At 44.0% G+C, this 20,583-nt stretch carries 20 protein-coding genes; 9 read left to right on the top strand and 11 right to left on the bottom strand.

Going from position 1 to position 20,583, the window contains the following annotated elements:
* Positions 1-34: 34 nt before the first annotated feature.
* The 4 genes from FM019_RS11430 to FM019_RS11415 all read right to left on the bottom strand — a co-directional run bounded on the left by FM019_RS11430 (position 35) and on the right by FM019_RS11415 (position 5,162).
* The gene (locus FM019_RS11430) at positions 35-961 is read right to left on the bottom strand and encodes a homocysteine S-methyltransferase family protein (protein WP_143836068.1); all 927 of its coding nucleotides are present in this window, start codon (positions 959-961) and stop codon (positions 35-37) included.
* 139 nt (positions 962-1,100) lie between these two features.
* The gene (locus tag FM019_RS11425; RefSeq protein ID WP_143836067.1) at positions 1,101-2,234 is read right to left on the bottom strand and encodes a porin; all 1,134 of its coding nucleotides are present in this window, start codon (positions 2,232-2,234) and stop codon (positions 1,101-1,103) included.
* A complete protein-coding gene (locus FM019_RS11420; protein WP_143836066.1) occupies positions 2,218-3,039 on the bottom strand; it encodes a hypothetical protein in 822 nt (273 codons plus the stop codon). The genes FM019_RS11425 and FM019_RS11420 overlap by 17 nt, the downstream gene beginning before the upstream one ends.
* A gap of 83 nt (positions 3,040-3,122) precedes the next feature.
* The gene (locus FM019_RS11415) at positions 3,123-5,162 is read right to left on the bottom strand and encodes a hypothetical protein (protein WP_143836065.1); all 2,040 of its coding nucleotides are present in this window, start codon (positions 5,160-5,162) and stop codon (positions 3,123-3,125) included.
* A 617-nt stretch (positions 5,163-5,779) separates the two neighbouring features.
* Between FM019_RS11415 and FM019_RS11410 the strand changes: the two genes are divergently transcribed.
* Positions 5,780-6,607 carry a LytR/AlgR family response regulator transcription factor gene (locus tag FM019_RS11410; RefSeq protein WP_143836064.1) on the top strand — a complete coding sequence of 276 codons (828 nt, stop codon included), beginning with the start codon at positions 5,780-5,782 and terminating at the stop codon, positions 6,605-6,607.
* 188 nt (positions 6,608-6,795) lie between these two features.
* Here the strand turns inward: FM019_RS11410 and FM019_RS11405 are convergent, their stop codons facing one another.
* The gene (locus FM019_RS11405; RefSeq protein WP_143836063.1) at positions 6,796-7,377 is read right to left on the bottom strand and encodes a paraquat-inducible protein A; all 582 of its coding nucleotides are present in this window, start codon (positions 7,375-7,377) and stop codon (positions 6,796-6,798) included.
* 201 nt (positions 7,378-7,578) lie between these two features.
* Between FM019_RS11405 and FM019_RS11400 the strand changes: the two genes are divergently transcribed.
* From FM019_RS11400 to FM019_RS11385, 4 genes are all read left to right on the top strand, one after another.
* Positions 7,579-8,109: an RNA polymerase sigma factor gene (locus tag FM019_RS11400; RefSeq protein ID WP_143836062.1), complete on the top strand. Its 531-nt coding sequence runs from the start codon at positions 7,579-7,581 to the stop codon at positions 8,107-8,109.
* The gene (locus FM019_RS11395; RefSeq protein ID WP_143836061.1) at positions 8,106-8,804 is read left to right on the top strand and encodes an anti-sigma factor domain-containing protein; all 699 of its coding nucleotides are present in this window, start codon (positions 8,106-8,108) and stop codon (positions 8,802-8,804) included. The genes FM019_RS11400 and FM019_RS11395 overlap by 4 nt, the downstream gene beginning before the upstream one ends.
* Positions 8,805-8,986: 182 nt before the next feature.
* Entirely contained in the window at positions 8,987-10,156 is a 1,170-nt protein-coding gene (locus tag FM019_RS11390) for a tetratricopeptide repeat protein (protein ID WP_143836060.1), read from the top strand.
* Entirely contained in the window at positions 10,153-11,292 is a 1,140-nt protein-coding gene (locus tag FM019_RS11385; protein WP_143836059.1) for a HupE/UreJ family protein, read from the top strand. Before FM019_RS11390 ends, FM019_RS11385 begins: the two co-directional genes overlap by 4 nt.
* A 117-nt stretch (positions 11,293-11,409) precedes the next feature.
* On the opposite strand, the gene FM019_RS11380 is transcribed toward FM019_RS11385, so the two are convergent.
* Positions 11,410-12,015 (bottom strand): hypothetical protein, encoded by a 606-nt coding sequence (locus FM019_RS11380; protein ID WP_143836058.1) that lies wholly within the window; start codon positions 12,013-12,015, stop codon positions 11,410-11,412.
* A gap of 270 nt (positions 12,016-12,285) precedes the next feature.
* Between FM019_RS11380 and FM019_RS11375 the strand changes: the two genes are divergently transcribed.
* The 4 genes from FM019_RS11375 (at position 12,286) to FM019_RS11360 (ending at position 17,121) form a co-directional block, all read left to right on the top strand.
* Positions 12,286-13,914 carry a DUF4331 domain-containing protein gene (locus FM019_RS11375; RefSeq protein WP_143836057.1) on the top strand — a complete coding sequence of 543 codons (1,629 nt, stop codon included), beginning with the start codon at positions 12,286-12,288 and terminating at the stop codon, positions 13,912-13,914.
* A 9-nt stretch (positions 13,915-13,923) separates the two neighbouring features.
* Entirely contained in the window at positions 13,924-14,466 is a 543-nt protein-coding gene (locus FM019_RS11370; protein ID WP_143836056.1) for a hypothetical protein, read from the top strand.
* Positions 14,467-14,684: 218 nt separating this feature from the next.
* Positions 14,685-16,115 carry an MFS transporter gene (locus tag FM019_RS11365; protein ID WP_143836055.1) on the top strand — a complete coding sequence of 477 codons (1,431 nt, stop codon included), beginning with the start codon at positions 14,685-14,687 and terminating at the stop codon, positions 16,113-16,115.
* 64 nt (positions 16,116-16,179) lie between these two features.
* The gene (locus FM019_RS11360) at positions 16,180-17,121 is read left to right on the top strand and encodes a RimK family alpha-L-glutamate ligase (protein ID WP_143836054.1); all 942 of its coding nucleotides are present in this window, start codon (positions 16,180-16,182) and stop codon (positions 17,119-17,121) included.
* A gap of 475 nt (positions 17,122-17,596) precedes the next feature.
* Here the strand turns inward: FM019_RS11360 and arsB are convergent, their stop codons facing one another.
* From arsB to FM019_RS11335, 5 genes are all read right to left on the bottom strand, one after another.
* Positions 17,597-18,613, bottom strand: a complete 1,017-nt coding sequence (arsB, locus tag FM019_RS11355; RefSeq protein ID WP_143836053.1) for an ACR3 family arsenite efflux transporter — start codon at positions 18,611-18,613, stop codon at positions 17,597-17,599.
* Between the two features lie 14 nt (positions 18,614-18,627).
* Positions 18,628-19,344, bottom strand: a complete 717-nt coding sequence (gene arsH / locus FM019_RS11350) for an arsenical resistance protein ArsH (protein WP_143836149.1) — start codon at positions 19,342-19,344, stop codon at positions 18,628-18,630.
* Between the two features lie 2 nt (positions 19,345-19,346).
* Positions 19,347-19,817, bottom strand: coding sequence for an arsenate reductase ArsC (locus tag FM019_RS11345; protein WP_143836052.1), 471 nt, complete (start codon positions 19,815-19,817; stop codon positions 19,347-19,349).
* An 8-nt stretch (positions 19,818-19,825) separates the two neighbouring features.
* The gene (locus FM019_RS11340; RefSeq protein WP_143836051.1) at positions 19,826-20,161 is read right to left on the bottom strand and encodes a metalloregulator ArsR/SmtB family transcription factor; all 336 of its coding nucleotides are present in this window, start codon (positions 20,159-20,161) and stop codon (positions 19,826-19,828) included.
* A gap of 139 nt (positions 20,162-20,300) precedes the next feature.
* The gene (locus tag FM019_RS11335) at positions 20,301-20,558 is read right to left on the bottom strand and encodes a hypothetical protein (protein WP_143836050.1); all 258 of its coding nucleotides are present in this window, start codon (positions 20,556-20,558) and stop codon (positions 20,301-20,303) included.
* Positions 20,559-20,583 lie beyond the last annotated feature (25 nt).

The following is a 20,583-nucleotide window of genomic DNA, read 5'->3' as shown; positions in this document are numbered from 1 at the left end:
CATATCACTCCAATGACACACTTAAGGCAAACCTTTAGGCACAAAGATTAAGCATGGCCGATAAATGGCGAGTATCAGTGCCGCAGCACCCACCGACAATATTGATCCCTTGATGAATGCTTTTCAAGCTTTTTACCTGTTGGGCTAATTCTTCAGGATTTCCATCGTCAAGAGTTTCACAGGCATCGAGTTCAGCGTGGCTCTTTTTCGATGCGTTGAGCCTGATACCATGAATTCGCCTCGTCCATGCCTCTCCCGCAGCCAGCGCTTGTTGAAAATGCTGCGGATGAGCACAGTTAATCATATAGTACGCCGGACCATAGCCGGTAACCTTGTCGACATTTTCAATCGCCGATTCAATGCTAGAACCATTGGGCAAACGACCATCCGTCTCCGTTGTAAATGAAATGGCAATAGGAATGTTACACGTTTGCGCCGCTCTAACCATGCCTATCGCCTCTTGCTCATAATTTATGGTTAACGCACTAATGATATCGACCCCTGCCTGAGTTAACGACTCAATTTGCGGTAAATGGTAATAAAAGGCGTCCATCTGATCCATTTGTTGAATGGCTGAATACCCATCATACCTTGGACCAATACAACCACTGATGATACTTGGAGTACGGGGCGCGCCTGCTTGAATCGTTTGCATCAACGCTGTAGCTTGAGTGTTGATCCTATGCGCTTGTGTTGCGTCCAGACCCAACAATTCGCACCAATCAGCATTGGCACGCCAGGTTGGTGTATCCAAAATCATCACACAATCGTGCTGTTCAGCAACGGATAAATAACCATGGAAGTAATCCATGAGTTGGTCTCGTCCTTTTGGCTCATTGAGTAAAGTGAAGGATGCAAAGTAAGGTAGTTCCAATCCTTTGTGAAAAATCATTGTGGTTTCTAAGCCACCATCCGTCATAAATAAGCGGTTGGTCTGATGTGGTAATAATGAATACTTCATTTCTCTTCTCCTTGTAGGTTAGCAAAACGAATGATTTAAATGCTTCTGTTAAGCAATACGTCAGTGTTGATTGAAAGTTGCGCAGGTAAAAAAAAAGCCAATCTAGGATTGGCTCAAAAGGGTGAGGGAAGCTCAACAATTAAAAGTATACGTGGCTTTGTAGGAAAAAAAGCTCTCCAGTACGATTAGGTTGTTGAGGGATCCCCTCAGAGGAACGTAGACCTGCGCGCAGCTGTATATTTGACACGGGCGCATATTCCACTATGAACGAATAACGAGTTTCGTGATTATTTGGAAATGATCTGTCGGGATCATAGTATTCGCCGGTCAGCTTAAAATTCCAGCCTTTGCGCCATTGGTAATTTACCTCAGCCAAACCCACAAACTCCTCCAAATCAGGGCCCGAATTTTGTTCGGTTTGAATTAGATTGATTTCGGTTAAAAAGGTGAAATCACCAAATACCGCTCCACCGTACAAATTCCACAATCGTTCTTCGTTTTCATCGGCGGTATTGATAACAGCTGTGCCGCCTAAGCGGAATCCACTAAACAGTTTCTCTGCTTTAATGCCGTACAAAAACTTATCGTCATTGTTACTAACCGAGCTCGTGCCATTTGTGACAAACAGATTTACTGTGGCTTGATTGTATTCAAGCCCTAATTCAATGCCGTTGTCACTGCTATCAAAATTGAACCCGGTGACTTGGCGGACAAAGGCAGTGTCATCTTCAAGTCTGAGACCATAGGGCACATACATTTTTCCAGCTTTTATGTAATGCTGGCCAGAAAACTGATACTGAATGTAAGCTTCACGATTTACCGCCGCCCCTGGCGCTATCTGTTGATCTAAATAGAGGGTCAACCCTGAGTCTTTAGGGGTTATGGCAACATAGACCTGAGCAGAATCCACACGAAATGTTGCTGAATCTTGATCCGCATCGTCTTCGCTAAATTGACCGTTATAGCGCAAGTTGCCACCCACAGAAACAAAGTCGGTGATTTTGCCAATTTCGGCAGAGGTAAAATCGGACACATCAACTGGTAGCTGTGTGTGACCATAAATGTTACCAAAACTATTGCGCAGACCTCCTCCTATTGGATTTACATGACAAGCGCTGCACTTAAGGTTGTTTTTCACCGCTAGATAAGGTTCTGCAGAAGCTTCAAAGCTGGTGGTCATAAGTGCTACAACCAAAAAAATGGTATACAACAGCATCAATGGAGCAAGTAATAATTCGGCAACACTATTATTAGGTTTAGAAAGTGATTTCATGATGAAACTCTCCTCCTTCAATGCCATCCCTATCGCCGTCTAGTTGGTGGCCAATTAGGCTAGTGACGGTAGACAGTGAAGGTTGGTTTATGATTAGTATGGGTTGCTGTTGTGATAGATTGTCTGCAGTGAAACTGAGCGTCATCACTTGAGGCGTAAGCCAGTTAATTGACGTCTCTGCCGATATGGCGTTTTTACTCAATGCATCAACAAGCGAAAAACTGCTGCTTTGAAGCGTCGCTGAATCCATCGGTTGGCTGAAAGTCAAAGATATTTCAGTAGAAGAGCTACTCGCTTTTACGGTTTTTGCCGCCGCTGTCAGTTGTTGTGCAGAGAGTGGAGCGCCGCTATCAATCCATTGTTTAATCGTTTCCTGAGTTTGCGAATCAAGAGGTGTTTGTCCTAGTGGCATCTGGTTTCCAGCAATCGCTGCACCAATAATCTTCAAGTAAAAGAAGCTGTTTTCTGCGTCACCAGGCAATACGCGTTTGAACGTAGAGTTAGTTGCTGAATCGACATTAATAAGATTAGCTGCCGAGGTCTCCAAATCATCCATTCGCAATCCAAGTGGCGCATTGCCACCTGCATGGCATTGGGTGCAAATAGGGGTTAACACTTCATTTTGGATTGACTCCAAGTTGGCTTGCAATCCTGCGGGCTCTTCAGGTGTTTCAGGCGTTGTGGGTGGTGCAGGTACGTCGGGAGCAGACGAAATCGGCTGACCATTGTCGTCCAATCCTTCTCCGCTACCAGCGTTGCACGCAGTCAACAGCGCACTGACCAGCAGTAAATAGAACGTTTTCATGGGGATCTCCGAGAATGTTTGGGTTAGCTTAAACATTTCCCTCATCCATCATTGAATGAGGGAAATTAACGCTTATCGAAAGATTAAGGACGTGCGATTTCCCACGTTGGGTAGTCTCCGCCAGTGTCACCCAATTCAGAGTCTGAAATGAAGAAGTACAGAGGCAGTCCTTTATAAGTCCATTGCAAGGTTTGTGAGCTGTCAGACTCGGTACGAGAAATGATTTCGTATTCACCAAACGCTTGATCCGCAGAGGTTGCATAAAGCGGAGGCCAGGTCACTGCACATCCACCAAAACAGGTCGATTCGCCCGAGTTAGCCGTGTCGTCATCGAAGGTGTAAAGCGTCAAGTCATTTAGCTGTTCAGCCGTTTTCCCCTGACTCGCTAGCACCAGATCATTGGCTACGATCATTAAGCCATCGTCTGTGGAATTAAATACTCTCACCGGAGCGGGACGAGCGACAAACCATACGTCTCCTACACCTTCACCGTTTGTGGTGCCAGCAGACGTGTCACCAGTAAAGAAGTACAAGGGTTGACCATTAAATGCCCATTGGTTGTGACCATCTGCCCGTTCAAAAATGCTAAACGGAGCAGTTGCTGTATCAGCTTCATTAGCCAGCAATGCAGGCCAGTTCTGCATACATCCTGTGCTGGTGCAGTTAGACAGCTCATCACCGTCATTATCAAAGGTATAGAGTTGGAAATCGGTGCGATCTTCGGTGACAGCTTCGCTGTTTCCTTGATTATCTGTAATCAGAGCTAACACTTCACCGTCTACTTTGATGGTTTGCCCCAATGAGTTAGACAATGCCGAAATGGACGTTGGGCTCACCACAGGAGCAGCAGGTGGTTCAACGATATGCCAAACACCCCCTACACCATCACCATTTAAGTCGGTTTTAGCATTATCACCTGAGAAGAAATACAGCGGCGAATCATTGTATGCCCATTGTATGGCGCCGTCTGTACGTTCAATTTTACTGAAGTTGCCCACCGCTGGTTCAGCATCTGGAGCTAAGAACGGAGGCCATGCAACCGCGCAGTCGCCATTACAATTTGATGTACCTGCGGTATCATTGTCGAAGGTATAAACCGTGAATTGGTCTTTATCAACTTGCTGACTTTCTAGCTCGTTGTTGTTATCTGTATTGGGTAACAACGCATAAACGCGACCTGTGGCAGAAAGTCTAGATTGCGCATTCACTTCACGTTGAATAGCTGGCAGCTGCGAAGCCAAATGCCACACACCTCCAACCCCGTCACCGTTGAAGTCACCGGCTTGGGTATCACTGGCAAAAAAGTACAGGGGTTTGCCACGATAGGCCCATTGCATTTGACCATTGTCCAGTTCTACGACTGAAAGTGGCGCAGCAGGTTTTGCTGCATTGTCAGCGATAAGTGGAGGCCATGCGGTGATGCATCCGTCACCGTTTAACCCGTAACATGCTGACTGATCGAGACCGTCGTTGTCGAAGATGTACAAAGAAAATCCTTCTTTGTCGAGTCGGACGCTTTCCAACACTTCTGCTGTTGACGTCACACTACTGATAGTTCCGTTGCCAACATAGCTAGGTACTGAATTGACATCTGCAATTTTTGAAGGACCAGGACGTGAGACAAACCATACGTCATTAATTCCTTCACCATTGGTGTCACCTTGGGCACTGTCATTGCTGAACGTATAAAGTGGGAAGTCTCTGTAAGCCCATTGCAGGGTGCCGTCATCTCGCTCGACGGTTGAAAATGAACCTGTAGGTTGAGCGCCTGTTGCAGCCAATAATGGCGGCCAAACACCTGCGCAGCTTGTTTCGTCAGTTGTAGACCCAGGTGCATCACCTTCGACTCCATTACAGTTTGAACTGCCAGCTTCATCATTTAAGAAGTAATAGAGGGTCAATCCAGTCTCTGTAGTGAAGACTTCTCCCACATCACCGTCAACAAAACGTGCTGGACTGGCTTGCTGAGCAGGAAAATCTGTTGCTGCTGGTGGCGGTGGAGGAGGTGGTGGTGCTACGGGATCTGGAATAGATTCTGAATCACTACCACAACCAGAAAGGATCGCGGTACTGAGTGCTAGGGCTAATAGAGATAGGGGCGTTTTAATCGAAGTGGCTTTCATGGGTTTCTCCAAAATTAGGTTTCATCGTTCTCAACGCCATGTACGCCAGTCATTTTTATAAAGTTGCAGAAAGTGGATGCAAAAAAGTCATCATATTGGCTAAAAAAGCCATAAGTTGCTGATTTGTATTATTTTAAAAAGAAAGAAATTTTATATGCTAAGTGAGTGCCCACGCTTTGGTTAATGGAAATTGTGCTCTTAACACCTATTCAAATACGTGAGTTAACAAAAAGCGAAGTAAGACGAAAGATGATTGCTTATCCAGGATTGGGGTTATCTATATGTTAACAAATATGTCTGCCCCCAAGCAGTGTCTCAACGTTATGTGGATTGAATGTTTAAGTTAAGGTTCTCTATTAAAAGGAGCTTCGAACCGTAAAACACGATGATAGTACGAAATTAAAAGTTATATCCCTTTGCAAGTTGGTTAGGGTCAGTTCAAGTCGGCGTCAGACAACTTGCTACTAATGATTTCGATATTCCCGTGTTCAATAAATTGTTACATCTCAATGTTGAACAAGTGCGCTGAGCAATCATGATTAGACAACGTGCAGCTACCTGTTGCCTACAACAACCATATTGGTCCAGCGAACTGGAATGCCCGCAAAGGAGTACTGATGGACACTATCACAGTCATAATTGTCGACGATGAGCCACTAGCACGGGAAGGGTTAGCGTTGCGGCTCAAAGAAGTAGCAGATTTTAAGGTTATGGCACAATGTGAGAATGGACAGCGTGCCTTAGAGGCAATTACCCAGTTTCAACCTGATGTGATGTTTTTAGATATTGAAATGCCAGGATTAAGTGGCATTGAATTGATGGCACTTTTGCATAAAAATTCAGACTCCGTACCTAAAGTGGTATTTGTCACAGCCTTCAAAGATTTCGCGGTAAAAGCATTTGAATATAAAGCCTTTGATTATTTGTTAAAGCCTCTATCGGAGCAACGTCTAAGAACCTGTTTGGATAACCTGCGTCATGCATTTTTGCAACACGATGCACTAGACAAGCAAGATAGATTGAATCAACTGCTAAGTCGTAAAACGGGAAAATCCTTAGACGGATTCATGCAAAGTCTCGAACAAGGGCCCCAATCAAATTTAAATGATTTGCAACATACCATTTCCCTGAAAAGTGGTTCTGAATGGTTGCGTATAAAAATAGATAGCATTAGTTGGATTGAAGCGGCGGGTGATTACATGTGTGTTCATACCCACGAAGGTACACATATCGTGCGAAAAACGTTACGTCAGTTTGAACAAGAATTAGATAAATCCGCGTTCCCAAGGATTAATCGCTCAACAATCGTGAATTTGAGTAAAGTCACACGCCTAACCCCCAACTCTAATGGTGAATACATTGCTAAGCTGTCTAGCGGTGATGAAGTAAAAGTCAGCCGTAAATACAAATTAAAGTTAGACGAATTGAATGGTGGCGTGGTGTAAGAGGTTCCCGATCAAAAGCGTCTCGGGAATGACGTGGTAGCGCGTTTCGGAAAAGACGTGGTTGGGTGTTTCGGGAAATATGTGGTTGGATGTTTCGGGAAATATGTAGTTGGATGTTTCGGAAAAAACGTCGTCCCGGCAGCGCTCTTGGGCCGGGATCTCCTAATCAATTAAACCTTTTAAACATCTCACGCGGTAGCCGCATCGACATTCAATTTTTTCACTGCAGACATCGCCAAGTGTGTTCCTAATAACGACACCAGACAATAAGCAGTAAAAAAATAGAATCCTTGACCGGCGTTAGATAAGGTCTGGGTGCTCACATCAAGGGCCAACCTGAACCCAAAGACAACAAATTCATGGGATTCAGAAGTTTCCGCATGGTTAGTGGATAATATGGCAAGAAATACTGCTACAACAAACACATCAGCCATTGACCATTTGCCAATATTCGCGACGAATCCAAATAACTTTGATTCCAGCCGCGTGCCAGGCTGAAAATAGGCAATGCTGACCAACGCTGTTTTAGTCAGGGGAATAATCACCGAGAATAAAAAAATCAAAAATGCGACCAGTAATCGTTCATCGTGAAACAGTTCGTCGATTGTCGCCATAATCGATAACTCCTTATCCACCAAAGCAGATGTCAACGATGAGCCACTTAATGCAGCAGACATTTCCATATTCAATGAAAACATGGGCAATAAAATACCGGGGAAAAAAAGCCCTAATGCGATGATATTTAATCCAAATCCAATGTGTCTATTCATTCTAACTCCAGTCACAATAACGAACTAAGCAGCAATATACTGTATTCAAAAACTATTTTGTCGATTTAAACACACAATGCGTCTATTTTTTGTAATTAACCCTCAATCCTAGAAACGTTAAGTCTGAGCTAAAAAAGTTTATGCATCCAATGAGACAGGTAAAGCGTTTAGTACACAAAGCCCATTATATTTTGAGGTCACATGGATAACGAAGAACATCTTAGATTACTTAACCGCGTGGCAAGCGGCGATCGAAAAGCTTTTGAGCTTCTTTACAAGGCTACAAGCGGTCATTTGTATGCGATTTGTATGAGTATTTTAAAAAACAACGAGTTAGCCGAAGACGTATTGCAAGAGGGTTTTATTAAAATCTGGGACAACGCCAAAGAATATTCTCAGGGCAAGGGACGTGTTCTGACCTGGATGACAAGTATTGTTCGGTATCGCGCCATAGATATGTTGCGGTTTCAGAAAGTCAGAAAAGGTAACGGTTTATCTGAACAAGAACTTGTGTCAGACAGCCCAACAGATTCGTTCCAATTCACCAACAAAAATCAACTTGATCATTGCATTGAACAATTAGGCATTCAACAAAAGCAAGCGATACATCTGGCTTTCTTCGATGGTCTGACCCATCAAGAGATTGCCTACCATATTGATAGCCCGCTAGGCACAAGTAAAAGCTTGATTCGGCGCGGAGTACAAGCATTAAAGAGGTGTTTGGGGTTATGAATTACTTAAACGAAAACTTACGTCATGTATTAGCTGCTGAATACGTATTGGGTACATTAAGTATTCGAGCAAGAAGACGCTTGGAACAACTTCGTGTTGAGCACATTGAAATCGAACGCGCTATTCAAGATTGGGAATGGCATTTTAATGGACTCGCGGAAAAACTTACACCACAACCGCCAAGTGAATTGGTGTGGCAAAGAATTGAACAAACGCTGCTTGAAAGAGACATCAACACCCAGCAGAATGTCGTCGACTTTAAAACCCATTCAGTGCGTATTTGGCAAAGTATCACTGGCTTTGCTACAGCCGCCGTTTTGGTGTTGGCATTTCTTCTATTCTCACAACCAGAATCTCTTGAGCCGTTGCCGAATCAAATCACAGTCGTTCAATCTGAAGACAACCAGCCCCTTTGGTTAATTGAAATCTTTAATACAAGAATTGATACACAGGCTACACAAAACGTTGTTAAAGAAACAGCTAAGGACTACGAACTGTGGATGGTACCCAAAGACGGTACAGCGCCAATCTCTCTAGGTTTGTTGCCACAAGAAGGGATACGAAGTTTAGTCAAGCATAATCGTTTCGATACTACAGAGATTGCGGCGTTGGCCGTCAGTATTGAACCGCTAGGTGGCTCTGTGACTGGCTCGCCAACTCAAGTCTTGTATATTTCGCCGCTGGCATTGCTATAGCCAAGTTAGTCAACTTTTCACTCTGAATTTTACATTTAATTAGAGCAGTGTTTTAGCGCTGCTCTAATTTATTTGCATCTAACCTCGCTGTTGCTTCGTTTGTTTTTTTAACGAAGAGTGAGATTTTCCGACAGCCATTTTGGTACTTAACGGAACGTCTGGCATTAACACGAGACAAGACTATGACTAAAAAGAATGGCTCTGCCTTTCCAATGCGATCCCTTTTGCAACCCATAAAAAATCGGCCCAGTCGATTGACGATAGCAATTCTACTTGTGCTTTACTTGATATTTGTCACTTTTATAACTTACGCTGCACCGCGACAACCCTCAAAAGAGGACATTGTTGCAAATTGGACATTAGCGGAACTACCGCAAGGTAACGCTTCGATTGAGCAACGACTTAGTTGGCATTTTGAACGGGCACAATATCCGGGTTTGGAAAATACCCATTTAGCACAGGCGTCTAAAATCCTAGCAACACAGTCGACATCCAGAGATGCGCAATTCTATCTTTATTTCATGGCCCGCCTCAAACAACATCAACACGATTTTGAGTCGGCGCTTGCGCTGCTTGAACAGCTTTTAAAAGCGGATCCTAATCATGTTAATGCACGTCTACTCAAAGCGAGCGTTCTACTTATCACGGCGCAACATAACGCTGCATCAAACCAATGTAAGGCATTGTTTGGGAAAACAGATATCTTTGTGGCATCGGCGTGCATATTGGAGGTCAATAGCTATCAACCTGAGCATTTGGAAAAAAGCTATCAAAAACTATCGCTACTTTTAAATCGCTTTAACCTTAAAGGCGCGTCTTCAGCACAAGGTGAGACCAAAATACAACTCATCTGGTTACTGCAAATGGCTGCAGACATGACCCTCCGTATGGATAATCCTCAAGACGCCCAAAAATGGCTTCAATATTTTGATTTGACCCAAATGCCAGTGAGCTATTTGGTGTTGTGGGCGGATGTAATGCACCAGCTAGGTGAATACCAACAAATTCTGGCAACCTTGGGAGAAATCGTGAGCCAGGCACCATACAAAGACGATGCGTTGCTCATGCGTTTGGCGATGGCTGAAGCTTCTGTTAACGACAGCTCCTCAAATAAGCAATGGAAAGCGCTTGCCTTTAATCGTGTAAAATTGAGAGTCGCCAGGCAAGATGTCTATCATGCCGCAGATCTGGCTCGTTTTTATCTCCATGTTGAGCCCAATGCTGAAAAAGCTTACTTTTGGGCGCAGAAAAACTATCAACTGGCTAAAATGCCAGAGGACAAAGCGCTAGTTGAACAGGCCAAATCAATGGGTTTAGCTCAGTCTGAGTCTGACAAGGGAGGTCAATCATGAAGGGGCTTTACTTGTTTAATTGTTTGCTGGTTCTAGCCTGTTGTTCTGTTGGTTTTTCTGCCTTGGGACATCAATTGAGTACCGCCTATCTCACATTGGAAGCCTCACCTGAGGCTAACCAGTGGGATGGACAGCTCCAGCTTCGTTTCTATGATTTAGAGAATGCTTTGGGTTTAGATGGCGATTTGGATGGCCAGCTTCGATGGAACGAAGTGCTGCAAAGACAAAGCAATATTAATGATTATGTATCGTCTCACCTGACCATACAGACTGATCAGCAACGATGTGGCATGAACCTAAGCAACGATTTAAAAGTGGATGACCATTTTGATGAAGGGTACTTAGTCATAGATTTTACCGCTTCATGTTCTGAAAACATCGCTGCAAAGCCTCTTGGCCTAACCTATTCAGGTTTATTTGAACAAGACCCAAATCATAAAGTTGTCGTTAATATCCTGGGTTTTGGTCAAGAGGAAACTTCAGCGTTAAGTGCTGTACTCGACAAAACAAATCAAAACATGCAGTTTGACCCAGCCAAAAGTTATGTTGCGCAAACCTTTGTCACCTATTTGTATCAAGGCATTGTGCACATTTTCATTGGTATCGATCATATCCTGTTTCTACTTGTGCTCATGATGACCTGTGTGCTCTATAGAGAGCACGGTAAGTGGTATGCTCAACACAAATTCACTCGTGTTTTCAAAACGGCCGCTTGGATTGTGACTGCATTCACCGCAGCACACTCGATTACCCTGACATCGACTGCATTAGGATGGATTTCACCAGACAGTCGTTGGGTAGAAGCCGGGATCGCTTTATCTGTTCTACTCACTGCTCTTAATAATATTTGGCCAGTCGTTATCCGACTAGGGTGGATAACCTTTGCTTTTGGTCTTTTGCATGGAATGGGATTTGCCAGCGTTTTGACTGAGCTTGGTTTATCAACTCAGCACCAAGTTGTGTCTATATTAGCGTTTAACGTTGGTGTCGAGGTTGGACAACTGGCTATTTTGGCTTTGATATTACCAGCGTTGTTTTTCCTTCGACATCAGCCGCTATATCAAGGTTTGTTACTTAAAGGTGGTTCAGTATTTATTGGTGCAATCGCGTTAGTATGGACGATAGAGCGCCTTTAAAAGAAACAGCGATGGATAAAAAAATGGCGGAGCAAAGAGGATAGCTCCGCCAACCAATCCAAGGAACTGTTACGCGAAAAGCTCAGGATTAAAACGAGAATTGATTAGCCAATGGAATTACAGCAAACCTGAAAACCAATAGATCAACACGTAAAAAACGACAGCTGAGAGAATTTGAATTCCGTAGTTGACGAAGAACCTGTATTGGTTCAATCGATGAAAAAGCATCACGAAAAAAATCAAGATTGCACTGACCAGCATAAGAAGAAACAGATTAAAAAAGGTCCCGTATACCAATAACACAGAATGACCAAAGCAATGCATTACATGGTAAACCCACAAATTAAGCATCAGCCCCCACAAAAACCAAACCAAGCCAATATGTTGTGTAAACGGAAGAATATTATTTAAAGCAATTTTCATTGCCAGCAAAGTCAATGCAACGGCAAATATCATCTGGTTGGCAGGGAATAGCTGAAAAATGAAAATCACAAAAGCGACAGCACACGCAATACTCTGGTATAGCAAGAGTTTGACTACACGCTTACGAATGCGGATAACCGAGTCTTCCCGTTCCCATCCTTGAAGGTCAAAACTCAAGGTGACGGGGATCGCGGCCAATACCGCGAATATCAGCACGTTCAACATCAAAGGCGTGGTCATGACCGACGGGATGATTTCATTAATTTGCGGTGCTATTAATTGGGGATCAAGTAAATTCAACGGTTACACCTTATTGTTTTTATTATCGGAATTGTCAGAGCAGGTATTGAACAAAACGGATTAAAATCGTTTCCGGATGCAAACTAAATATTGTGGCTTAAAAAGCGAAAAACTCTGAAGAGCCCACGTATGAAAGACGTTTTTGGATGCAAAAAAATAAAAAATATAGTTTGCATCTACAGCGGAAACTGAAGCGTTAGTTGTTACAAGTCACGAACAGGCAATGGCCATTTGTGATGAAAACAAACATAACTTTCAGGAGAACGTCTCATGCGAAACAAATTTAATAAAAGTCTGCTGACTTGTGGTGTCGTTGCCGCAATGTGCGCAGGCGCAGCCTTTGCCTCAAGTCACAGAGAGGCACCTTATATCGGTAAATATCCTCAGCTAGACGGTACAGACTTCTACATGTTCAAAAGCTATGAGCCTGGGCGTGAAGACTATGTCACTATTTTAGCTAACTACAACCCTGTGCAAGCCGCTTATGGTGGCCCGAACTACTTTCCGCTAGACAGTGCAGGATTGTATGAAATTCATATCGATAATGACGGTGATGCAGAAGAAGATCTTACCTTCCAATTCCGATTTTCCAATGAAGAAGTGTCTGGTGGAACAGTCAAGCTGCCAGTGGGATCAGGTGAAAACCAAAAAATGATATCTGCCTCATTAAAAAATGTCGGTGAGTTGTCGGCTGCAGATGAAACTGGACTCAATCAAATCGAAAGCTACACCATGACTCGTGTAGATGGCGATCGTCGACGTGGAAACAAACGTAAGGTTGTCGACGCAAACTCCGGCCAAGATTCGTTTAGAAAACCTTTTGATTATTCGGGGACTAAAACCTTTGGTGGCCCAGGCCAATACACTGCTTATGCGGATAGCTTTGTCCACGACACCCAAATTCCGGGCTGCGACGCACCTGGCAGAGTATTTGTCGGTCAGCGTTCCGAAGGCTTCAAAATCGCATTGGGTGAAGTGTTTGACCTAGTGAATTTTGTACCTATCGAAGGTGACAGTGCTCCAGGCGCAGGAGATGGCGGTGGATTCAATGGTGGTGTTACACAAGACGAAAACCGCAATATTTTAGCTAAAAATAACGTCACTACTATTGCGATTGAAGTGCATAAAGACTGTCTGACCGGAGACGGAAACGGCGTAATTGGTGGCTGGACCACGTCTAGTTTACGTCAGGCAACCATTTTGAACCGCAGACCTACTCTGGCACGTCCTGAGATCGGCTTAGGCGGTTGGACGCAGGTTTCTCGCTTGGGTAACTTCCTGGTCAATGAATTAGTGATTGGTTTCCCGGATAAAGACCGATTCAATTCTAGCGAGCCAAATGGTGATGGGCGGTTCCTAGACTATGTAACTCACCCGGTGCTCCCCGAAATTATTGACTCGCTATTCAACGGGCCAGTTAATGCCACATTGGGAACATCAATTGATAACCTTGCGCCGTCTAATGTACCCAGACAAGATTTGGTGACAGGTTTCTTGACGGGGTTCCCGGGTGTGAATCAGCTTGCAACGGTTACACCAAGTGAAATGCTACGCTTGAACACAAACTTTGATGCGGTTCCCCGTGAGGCACAGCATCCACTGGGCGTTGCCGCGGGTGATGTGGCAGGATTCCCAAATGGTCGCCGACCTGGTGATGACGCGGTAGATATTGCCTTGCGTGTAGTGATGGGTGCATTGTGTCATGACGTTCCATTGGGTGAAGGTGGCGCACTGATCAATTTGGGCCTTTGTGCACCAGAGGATGCACCCGTAGGAGGTGCGGCACTAACTGATGGCGCGCCTATCTCAGCAAAAGACTTTGACAATACCTTCCCGTATTTGTTGACGCCTTATCCTGGGTCTCCAACTGATGCACCCATTCCTACCCCTAAAAACTAGGAGTCATATATGAAAGCATTTAAGCAATTGTGTCAATACGCCTGTTTGATGGCAGTATCGGGCGTACTCGTGGCGTGCGGAAGTGACAACGACGATCCCGCTACAGAAGTGGATCGGCAAGCGCCTACGATTACCGCTGGTAAACAGGAAATCTTGGCCGATTCACAGGCAAATCTGGTGACGATTAGTGTCTCTGACAATCAAACTGCCAGTGGCGATATCAGTGTTACGGTTAATTCATTAAACCCAGCACTTATCGCTGAAGAGGGCTTACAGCTCTCATATGATGCTAGTGGTGTGACCTTGTCTGTAACCCCTACTAAAGACAGTGTTGGGACTGCGAGTATCAATGTAACAGCAACAGACCAGGCGCAAAATGTCGCCCAGCAATCGTTCGACATTGACGTGTTGGCTAACGCTGTTTCAGCAACGGTGATGATACAAGATTTGTCAAATACTGGTGCTGATGATGAACCAAGGTTCATCAACGCAATTGAAGTGGTGGAAGACATCGAGTCTGATGATGTATTGGATGATCTGTTCATCAAATAAGTTTTAAGCTTATTGAAGTGAAGGGCACGTGTTGGATACGTGCCCTTTTTTTTGAAATTATGGATACGCTGAATCAACTTGTGTGATTAATGTTTGTGAGTCCATGTCGTCGCGCAAAAAAGACTTGTCACCTCATTCTCGACATTCAGGTGTTACAATTGCTTGTAAATACCTTACATTAACCTTTTGTTTACAATCGGGATCTTGGTAACACTGTTATGTCGCATTATGAAACTGCTGCAAAGGATATTGTTCCCTTAGGCCAAAAAGCTGCGTATGGCACCGGCACCTTGGTGCTAAATCTACTTCCTGCCGCGCTGGGTGTATTTGCCTTTTTCTTAATTACTGGATTTGGTGTAGATCCGTTGTTAGCGGGTTTGCTGTCTGGATTGCCGAGGCTATTTGATGCGTTAACCGATCCGATTATGGGTTTTATCACCGACAATACTCGTTCAAAATGGGGTAGGCGGCGTCCCTATATCGTAGTCGGCGCAATATTAAGCGGTGTCTGTTTTGCGTTAATGTGGCAACTTAACCCTGAAACCTCCCAAGATTATATATTCTGGTATTTTTTGTTGTTCTCTTTGGCGTTTACGATTGGTAATACCATGTACGCGACACCCTTTGTGGGATTGGGCTACGAAATCACCTCGGACTACAATGAACGAACACGCTTGATGGCATTTTCCCAATTCATGGGCCAGATTGCCTGGATGATTGTTCCTTGGTTCTGGGTATTAATCGCTGACCCTGATCTTTTTGAAAGCCAAGCTGAAGGCGTAAGAACGCTGTCTTTAGTGGTTGCAGCGGGTTGTATGATTCTGGGGTTACTGCCTGGACTGTTCTGTAAAGGTATCGACAGCTCACATATTGAAAATTGTGCAGAAATTTCGTTTAGAACCATGGCCAGTAACTTAGTGGGAGTCGGCAAAAGCATCTTGCAGGCATTTAAAAACACCGCTTTTGTGAAACTTTGCGGCGCAACATTCTTAGTCTTCAATGGTTTCCAACTTGTTGCTTCCTTCAGCTATTTTATAATTGTTTTTCACATGTTTGATGGTGACTATGGTGCTGCGGGCACCTGGCCGGCATGGTTCTCCACTGCTAGTGCTATGGTCACGGCATTTCTTGTCATCCCGGTTGTAAGCATGATGGCCAATCGCTGGGGAAAACGAAACGCATTTATTATCTCCACACTCATCTCAATTGTAGGTTATGGGCTTAAATGGTATGGCTTTAATCCAGACAACCCTTGGTTAATCTTTATGCCCATTCCCTTGATGTCGTTTGGTATCGGTGGCCTGTTTACCTTAATGATGAGCATGACAGCAGATGTGTGTGATCTGGATGAATTGAAAAACGGCATGCCACGCAAAGAAGGGACCTTTGCCGCGATTTACTGGTTAATGGTCAAACTTGGGATGGCTCTTGCGTTGATACTGGGAGGAGCCGTACTTAAACTCGTTGGGTTTGATGCAGGTGCACCGCTTCAAACGGCTGAAACCATGACTAACTTGCGCCTAGCCGACATTTTGATACCAGTGGTTACTGCAAGCTTTGCCATATGGGTAATGTGGACCTATGACATTGACGAAGAGCGGGCACACGAAATTAAGGAAGCGCTGGTCAATCGCCGTGGCGAACTTTAAACTCTCGATTCATTAAAACGATTGAAAGCATGCTTATGCCTTTGAGTGTGAGAGATTACGACCTATGCCTAAAATATATGTGTTGCACGAAAATAATGAATGGACGGATCATCTAAAACTTCGATTGGACGAGCTCAATCTTCCTTACGAATTGTGGCATCTAGATCAAGGAATGATTGACCTTTCGATAGAACCGCCTGAAGGTGTTTTTTATAATCGAATTAGCGCATCTTCTCATACCCGAGATCACAGGTATGCTCCTGAGTATACTGAAGCTGTATTGGCATGGATAGAGCGACATGGTCGCACCGTGATCAATGGAACTCGAGCCCTGCGCTTGGAAGTGAGTAAAGTTAATCAATATATGGCCTTGGAAAATGCTGGAATTGCCACGCCAAAAACCCTTGTTGCTGTGGGTAAGAAGAACATTATTGAGGCAGCTAAAGCCTTAGGACAAGAATCTTTCATTACTAAACACAACCGAGCAGGCAAAGGACAAGGCGTGCAATTGTTTCATTCTATCTCGGCACTGGAGGACTATGTTGAAAGTCCTAATTTTGATCCACCTGTTGATGGCATCACACTCATTCAGCAGTACATCAAAGCCCCAGAACCCTACATAATTCGGCATGAATTCATTGGCGGTAAATTCCTCTATGGCGTCAAAGTGGATACCTCTGAAGGTTTTGAATTGTGCCCCGCAGATGCTTGTTCAATCGATGATATGTTTTGTCCAACCGCTGATTCAGACAGGCAAGTCAAAGCGAAATTTGAAATTCTTGAGAACTATCATCCTGATTTTATTGATCGCTACGAATCATTCCTACAAGACAACAATATTCTGGTTGCAGGGATCGAGGCCATTAGTGATGGCGACGGCAATGTTTATGCTTATGATGTCAACACCAACACTAATTATAATTCAGATGCGGAAACCAAAGTCCAACGTTTTGCGATGTTAGAATTGGCTAAATATCTCGAGAAGCAACTCGCTGAGCACCGTTAGCTAGTTAACCCCAATCCCGGATAAGCAACGCCTGTAAGCACCGCTATTTATCCCCCTATCTTCGTTGTTCATTATGCGTTTAGAGCGACTAGACAACATAATTCTCGCCTCGATAAGAGAATAAATCACGGCACTTACCTATTAAAAACCAATATAAAAATGACAATAGCTTCTATGTCATTGATAAAGCTTTAAAAACTAAGCTATTCCGACATTTCTTATCCAGAATTGGGGTTAATTAACCCCAATCCCGGATAAGCAACGCCTGTAAGCACCGCTATTTATCCCCCTATCTTCGTTGTTCATTATGCGTTTAGAGCGACTAGACAACATAATTCTCGCCTCGATAAGGGAACAAATCACGGCACTTACCTATTAAAAACCGACATAAAAATGGCAATAGCTTCTATGTCATTGATAAAGCTTTAAAAACTAAGCTATTCCGACATTTCTTATCCAGAATTGGGGTTAGTTATTAGCTGAACCAGTGCTTTGTTCGATTGGCAAACCAAACCAAAGACAACATAACGGGTACTTCGACCAGCACGCCAACCACAGTCGCCAACGCAGCACCTGAGTGCAGACCAAACAAAGATATGGCAACGGCAACGGCGAGTTCAAAAAAGTTTGACGTACCAATCATACAGGCTGGGGCTGCTACATTATGGGGTAGCTTCATTTTCTTGGCAGAAAAATAGGCGATGGCAAAAATACCATAGGTCTGGATCATAAGTGGAATGGCAATTAAAAGGATCGCTTCAGGCTTAGCAATAATCGTTTCTGATTGAAAGCCGAACAGTAAAACAACCGTCGCCAAAAGACCCACAATCGACCAAGGTTTCAATGTCCCAAGAAATTTTTCGAGCCGCGTATGGTCATGGTTTCTATCCAACTTTTTCCGAGTCAATACACCAGCCAATAGCGGGATTAATACATAGAGCACGACGGACAACAGTAGGGTGTCCCAAGGCACGGTAATGTCGGTGATCCCTAACAACAATCCGGCAATCGGTGCAAAAGCAAAAATCATAATGACGTCGTTGATTGAGACCTGAACAAGGGTGTAGTTAGCGTCACCCTTGGTTAACTGACTCCAGACAAAGACCATCGCAGTACAGGGGGCAACACCCAACAAAATCATACCCGCGATATACTCAGTGGCTGTTTGAGGGTCCACCCATTGCGCAAATAATCCTTTGAAAAACAACCAGCCTAGCAATGCCATGGTGAAAGGTTTCACCAACCAATTAATGACCAGTGTCAGTATTAGCCCTTGTGGCTTTTTCCCAACATCTTTTAGCGATGAAAAGTCGACTTGTACCATCATTGGATAAATCATTATCCAAATCAGCACAGCAATCACGATATTAACGTGGGCAAACTCTAGCTGAGCAATTGCTGCGAAAGCATCGGGTGCCACTGAACCGAGTCCGATACCCAGAAGAATCGCCAAACCAACCCAGACGGATAAGTACCTTTCAAACAATCCCATTTCTAGATCCTTTTTCAAAGTGAACGTTGGTTAACGCGCTGACTAACTTGTTCTGCAGATTCGACCCGTTCGGAATAACGATCAACAAAATAGTGTTTGTTGTCACGTAAGAGTATGGTGAACTTCATCAATTCTTCCATTACATCAACAATGCGATTGTAATAAGGCGAAGGCTTCATCCGATCGTTTTCATCAAACTCTAAAAAGGCTTTAGGTATGGAAGATTGATTGGGGATGGTCACCATTCTCATCCAACGTCCCAAGACGCGCATCTGATTGACCGAATTGAACGATTGTGAGCCTCCACAGACTTGCATTACCGCCAGTGTTTTACCCTGTGTAGGGCGCACGCCACCGATGTTTAATGGAACCCAGTCTATCTGGCTTTTAAAAATGCTGGTCATAGAGCCGTGCCTTTCCGGTGAGCACCATACTTGTCCTTCGGACCACATCATCAATTCTCGAAGTTCTTTTACTTTAGGGTGATGTTCGTCTGCGGTGTCGGTTTGTGGTAAGCCATGTGGATTAAACACCTTGGCTTCGGCTCCAAAGCGATTTAATAACCTTGCACACTCTTCAATAACAAGACGACTGAAAGAACGCTCACGTAGAGAGCCGTACAACAACAAAATTCTAGGTTTATGAATGGCCGGAGCTTGTTGGCATTTTTCCAAAGTCGGTACATCAAGTTGTGTTTCATCAATGTTGGGTAAAGACAAATCGTTTAACATTTTCATTTGGCTCCTAATGCTTCCAATTCTGCTTTTAACTCTGCTGTGCTCAGTTTTTTTGCTGCCAACGTTTTCAAATTCAGAACTCTTTGCTTAATTTGTTCAATACAGGCGCGAAACGCGTCAGCTTTTTCTTCATCAGAACCGTCTAATTTGGAAGGGTCGCTCAAGCCCCAATGGATTTTTAACGAATTTCCAAACCAGACCGGACAGGTTTCCGCTGCGGCCGAGTCGCAGACCGTGATCACTATATCCGCTGCGAAGTCTTCAAATTCATCCCAAGATTGGCTTTGTAAACCTTGTGTTGAGATACCGGCTTCTTTTAAATAAGTGAGTGATAGAGGGTGTACTTCGCCAACAGGTTGGCTGCCGGCACTCTTGGCTTCGATTACACCTTGCGCAAAATGGTTGGTGATCGCCTCTGACAATATGCTTCGGCAACGATTATGGGTACAAATATATAAAATTTTCATTCTATTCCTTAACAGTTATGCGCCCGGTTTTGTCGACAACAAACCAGGTGGCTCAAGGACTCACCCAAGTAGCGGTGATTTTTGTCTGCAGTTTCACGGATGACATTCTTCGCCCAATCAGGAAGTTCTGGGTGAAGACGATAAAACATCCATTTTCCTTTTCGCTCTCCCTGCAAAATCTGACTTTCTCTTAGCTTGGCTAAATTACGTGACGTTTTGGGTTGATCAATATCTAAAGCCGAGACCAAATCACACACGCAGGCTTCTCCTACTTCAGATATGAGCAGTAACAACTTCAGACGTGCATCGTCGGCCAAACATTTAAAAAAATTACATGGGTTCATTTTTAATATATGTGAAAATATACATATGTGAATATTTGCATATTTTTGAAGGAAGTCAACGTTTAATTAGGATAACTAGCAACAATTCCGAATGGAATAGTAGGCGGTTTATTTTGATTTCCCCCTTAATGTTCGGAGGTTATAAACGCTGTTGATTGTCAGAGATTTTATCTTGCACGCGCAAAAAAATCTGCCTTTTTGAGGCTGAGCTTGGGTGGCAAGCCGGGCAATGGGAAGTAAAATCCAGCATCACTTTTTCCCAACGCCAAAGCGAAGGTCGAAGAACTGGGTATCTAAGAAGTAACTTTAAATATCTGATCCTCGCCTTGCCGCGCATAATGTTGAATGTGTATTCGGCACTGAGTAAATCAAATCGGTTTTTATCGGCGTACTTCATAAGCGTCGCAGATTTTCTGTCCCCT

It is taken from the genome of Aliiglaciecola sp. M165, assembly GCF_007197995.1.
In the GTDB taxonomy this organism is placed as follows: Bacteria; Pseudomonadota; Gammaproteobacteria; order Enterobacterales; family Alteromonadaceae; genus Aliiglaciecola.
The sequence above is the reverse complement of the archived record's forward strand: the minus strand, read 5'-3'. Positions and strand labels throughout refer to the sequence as shown.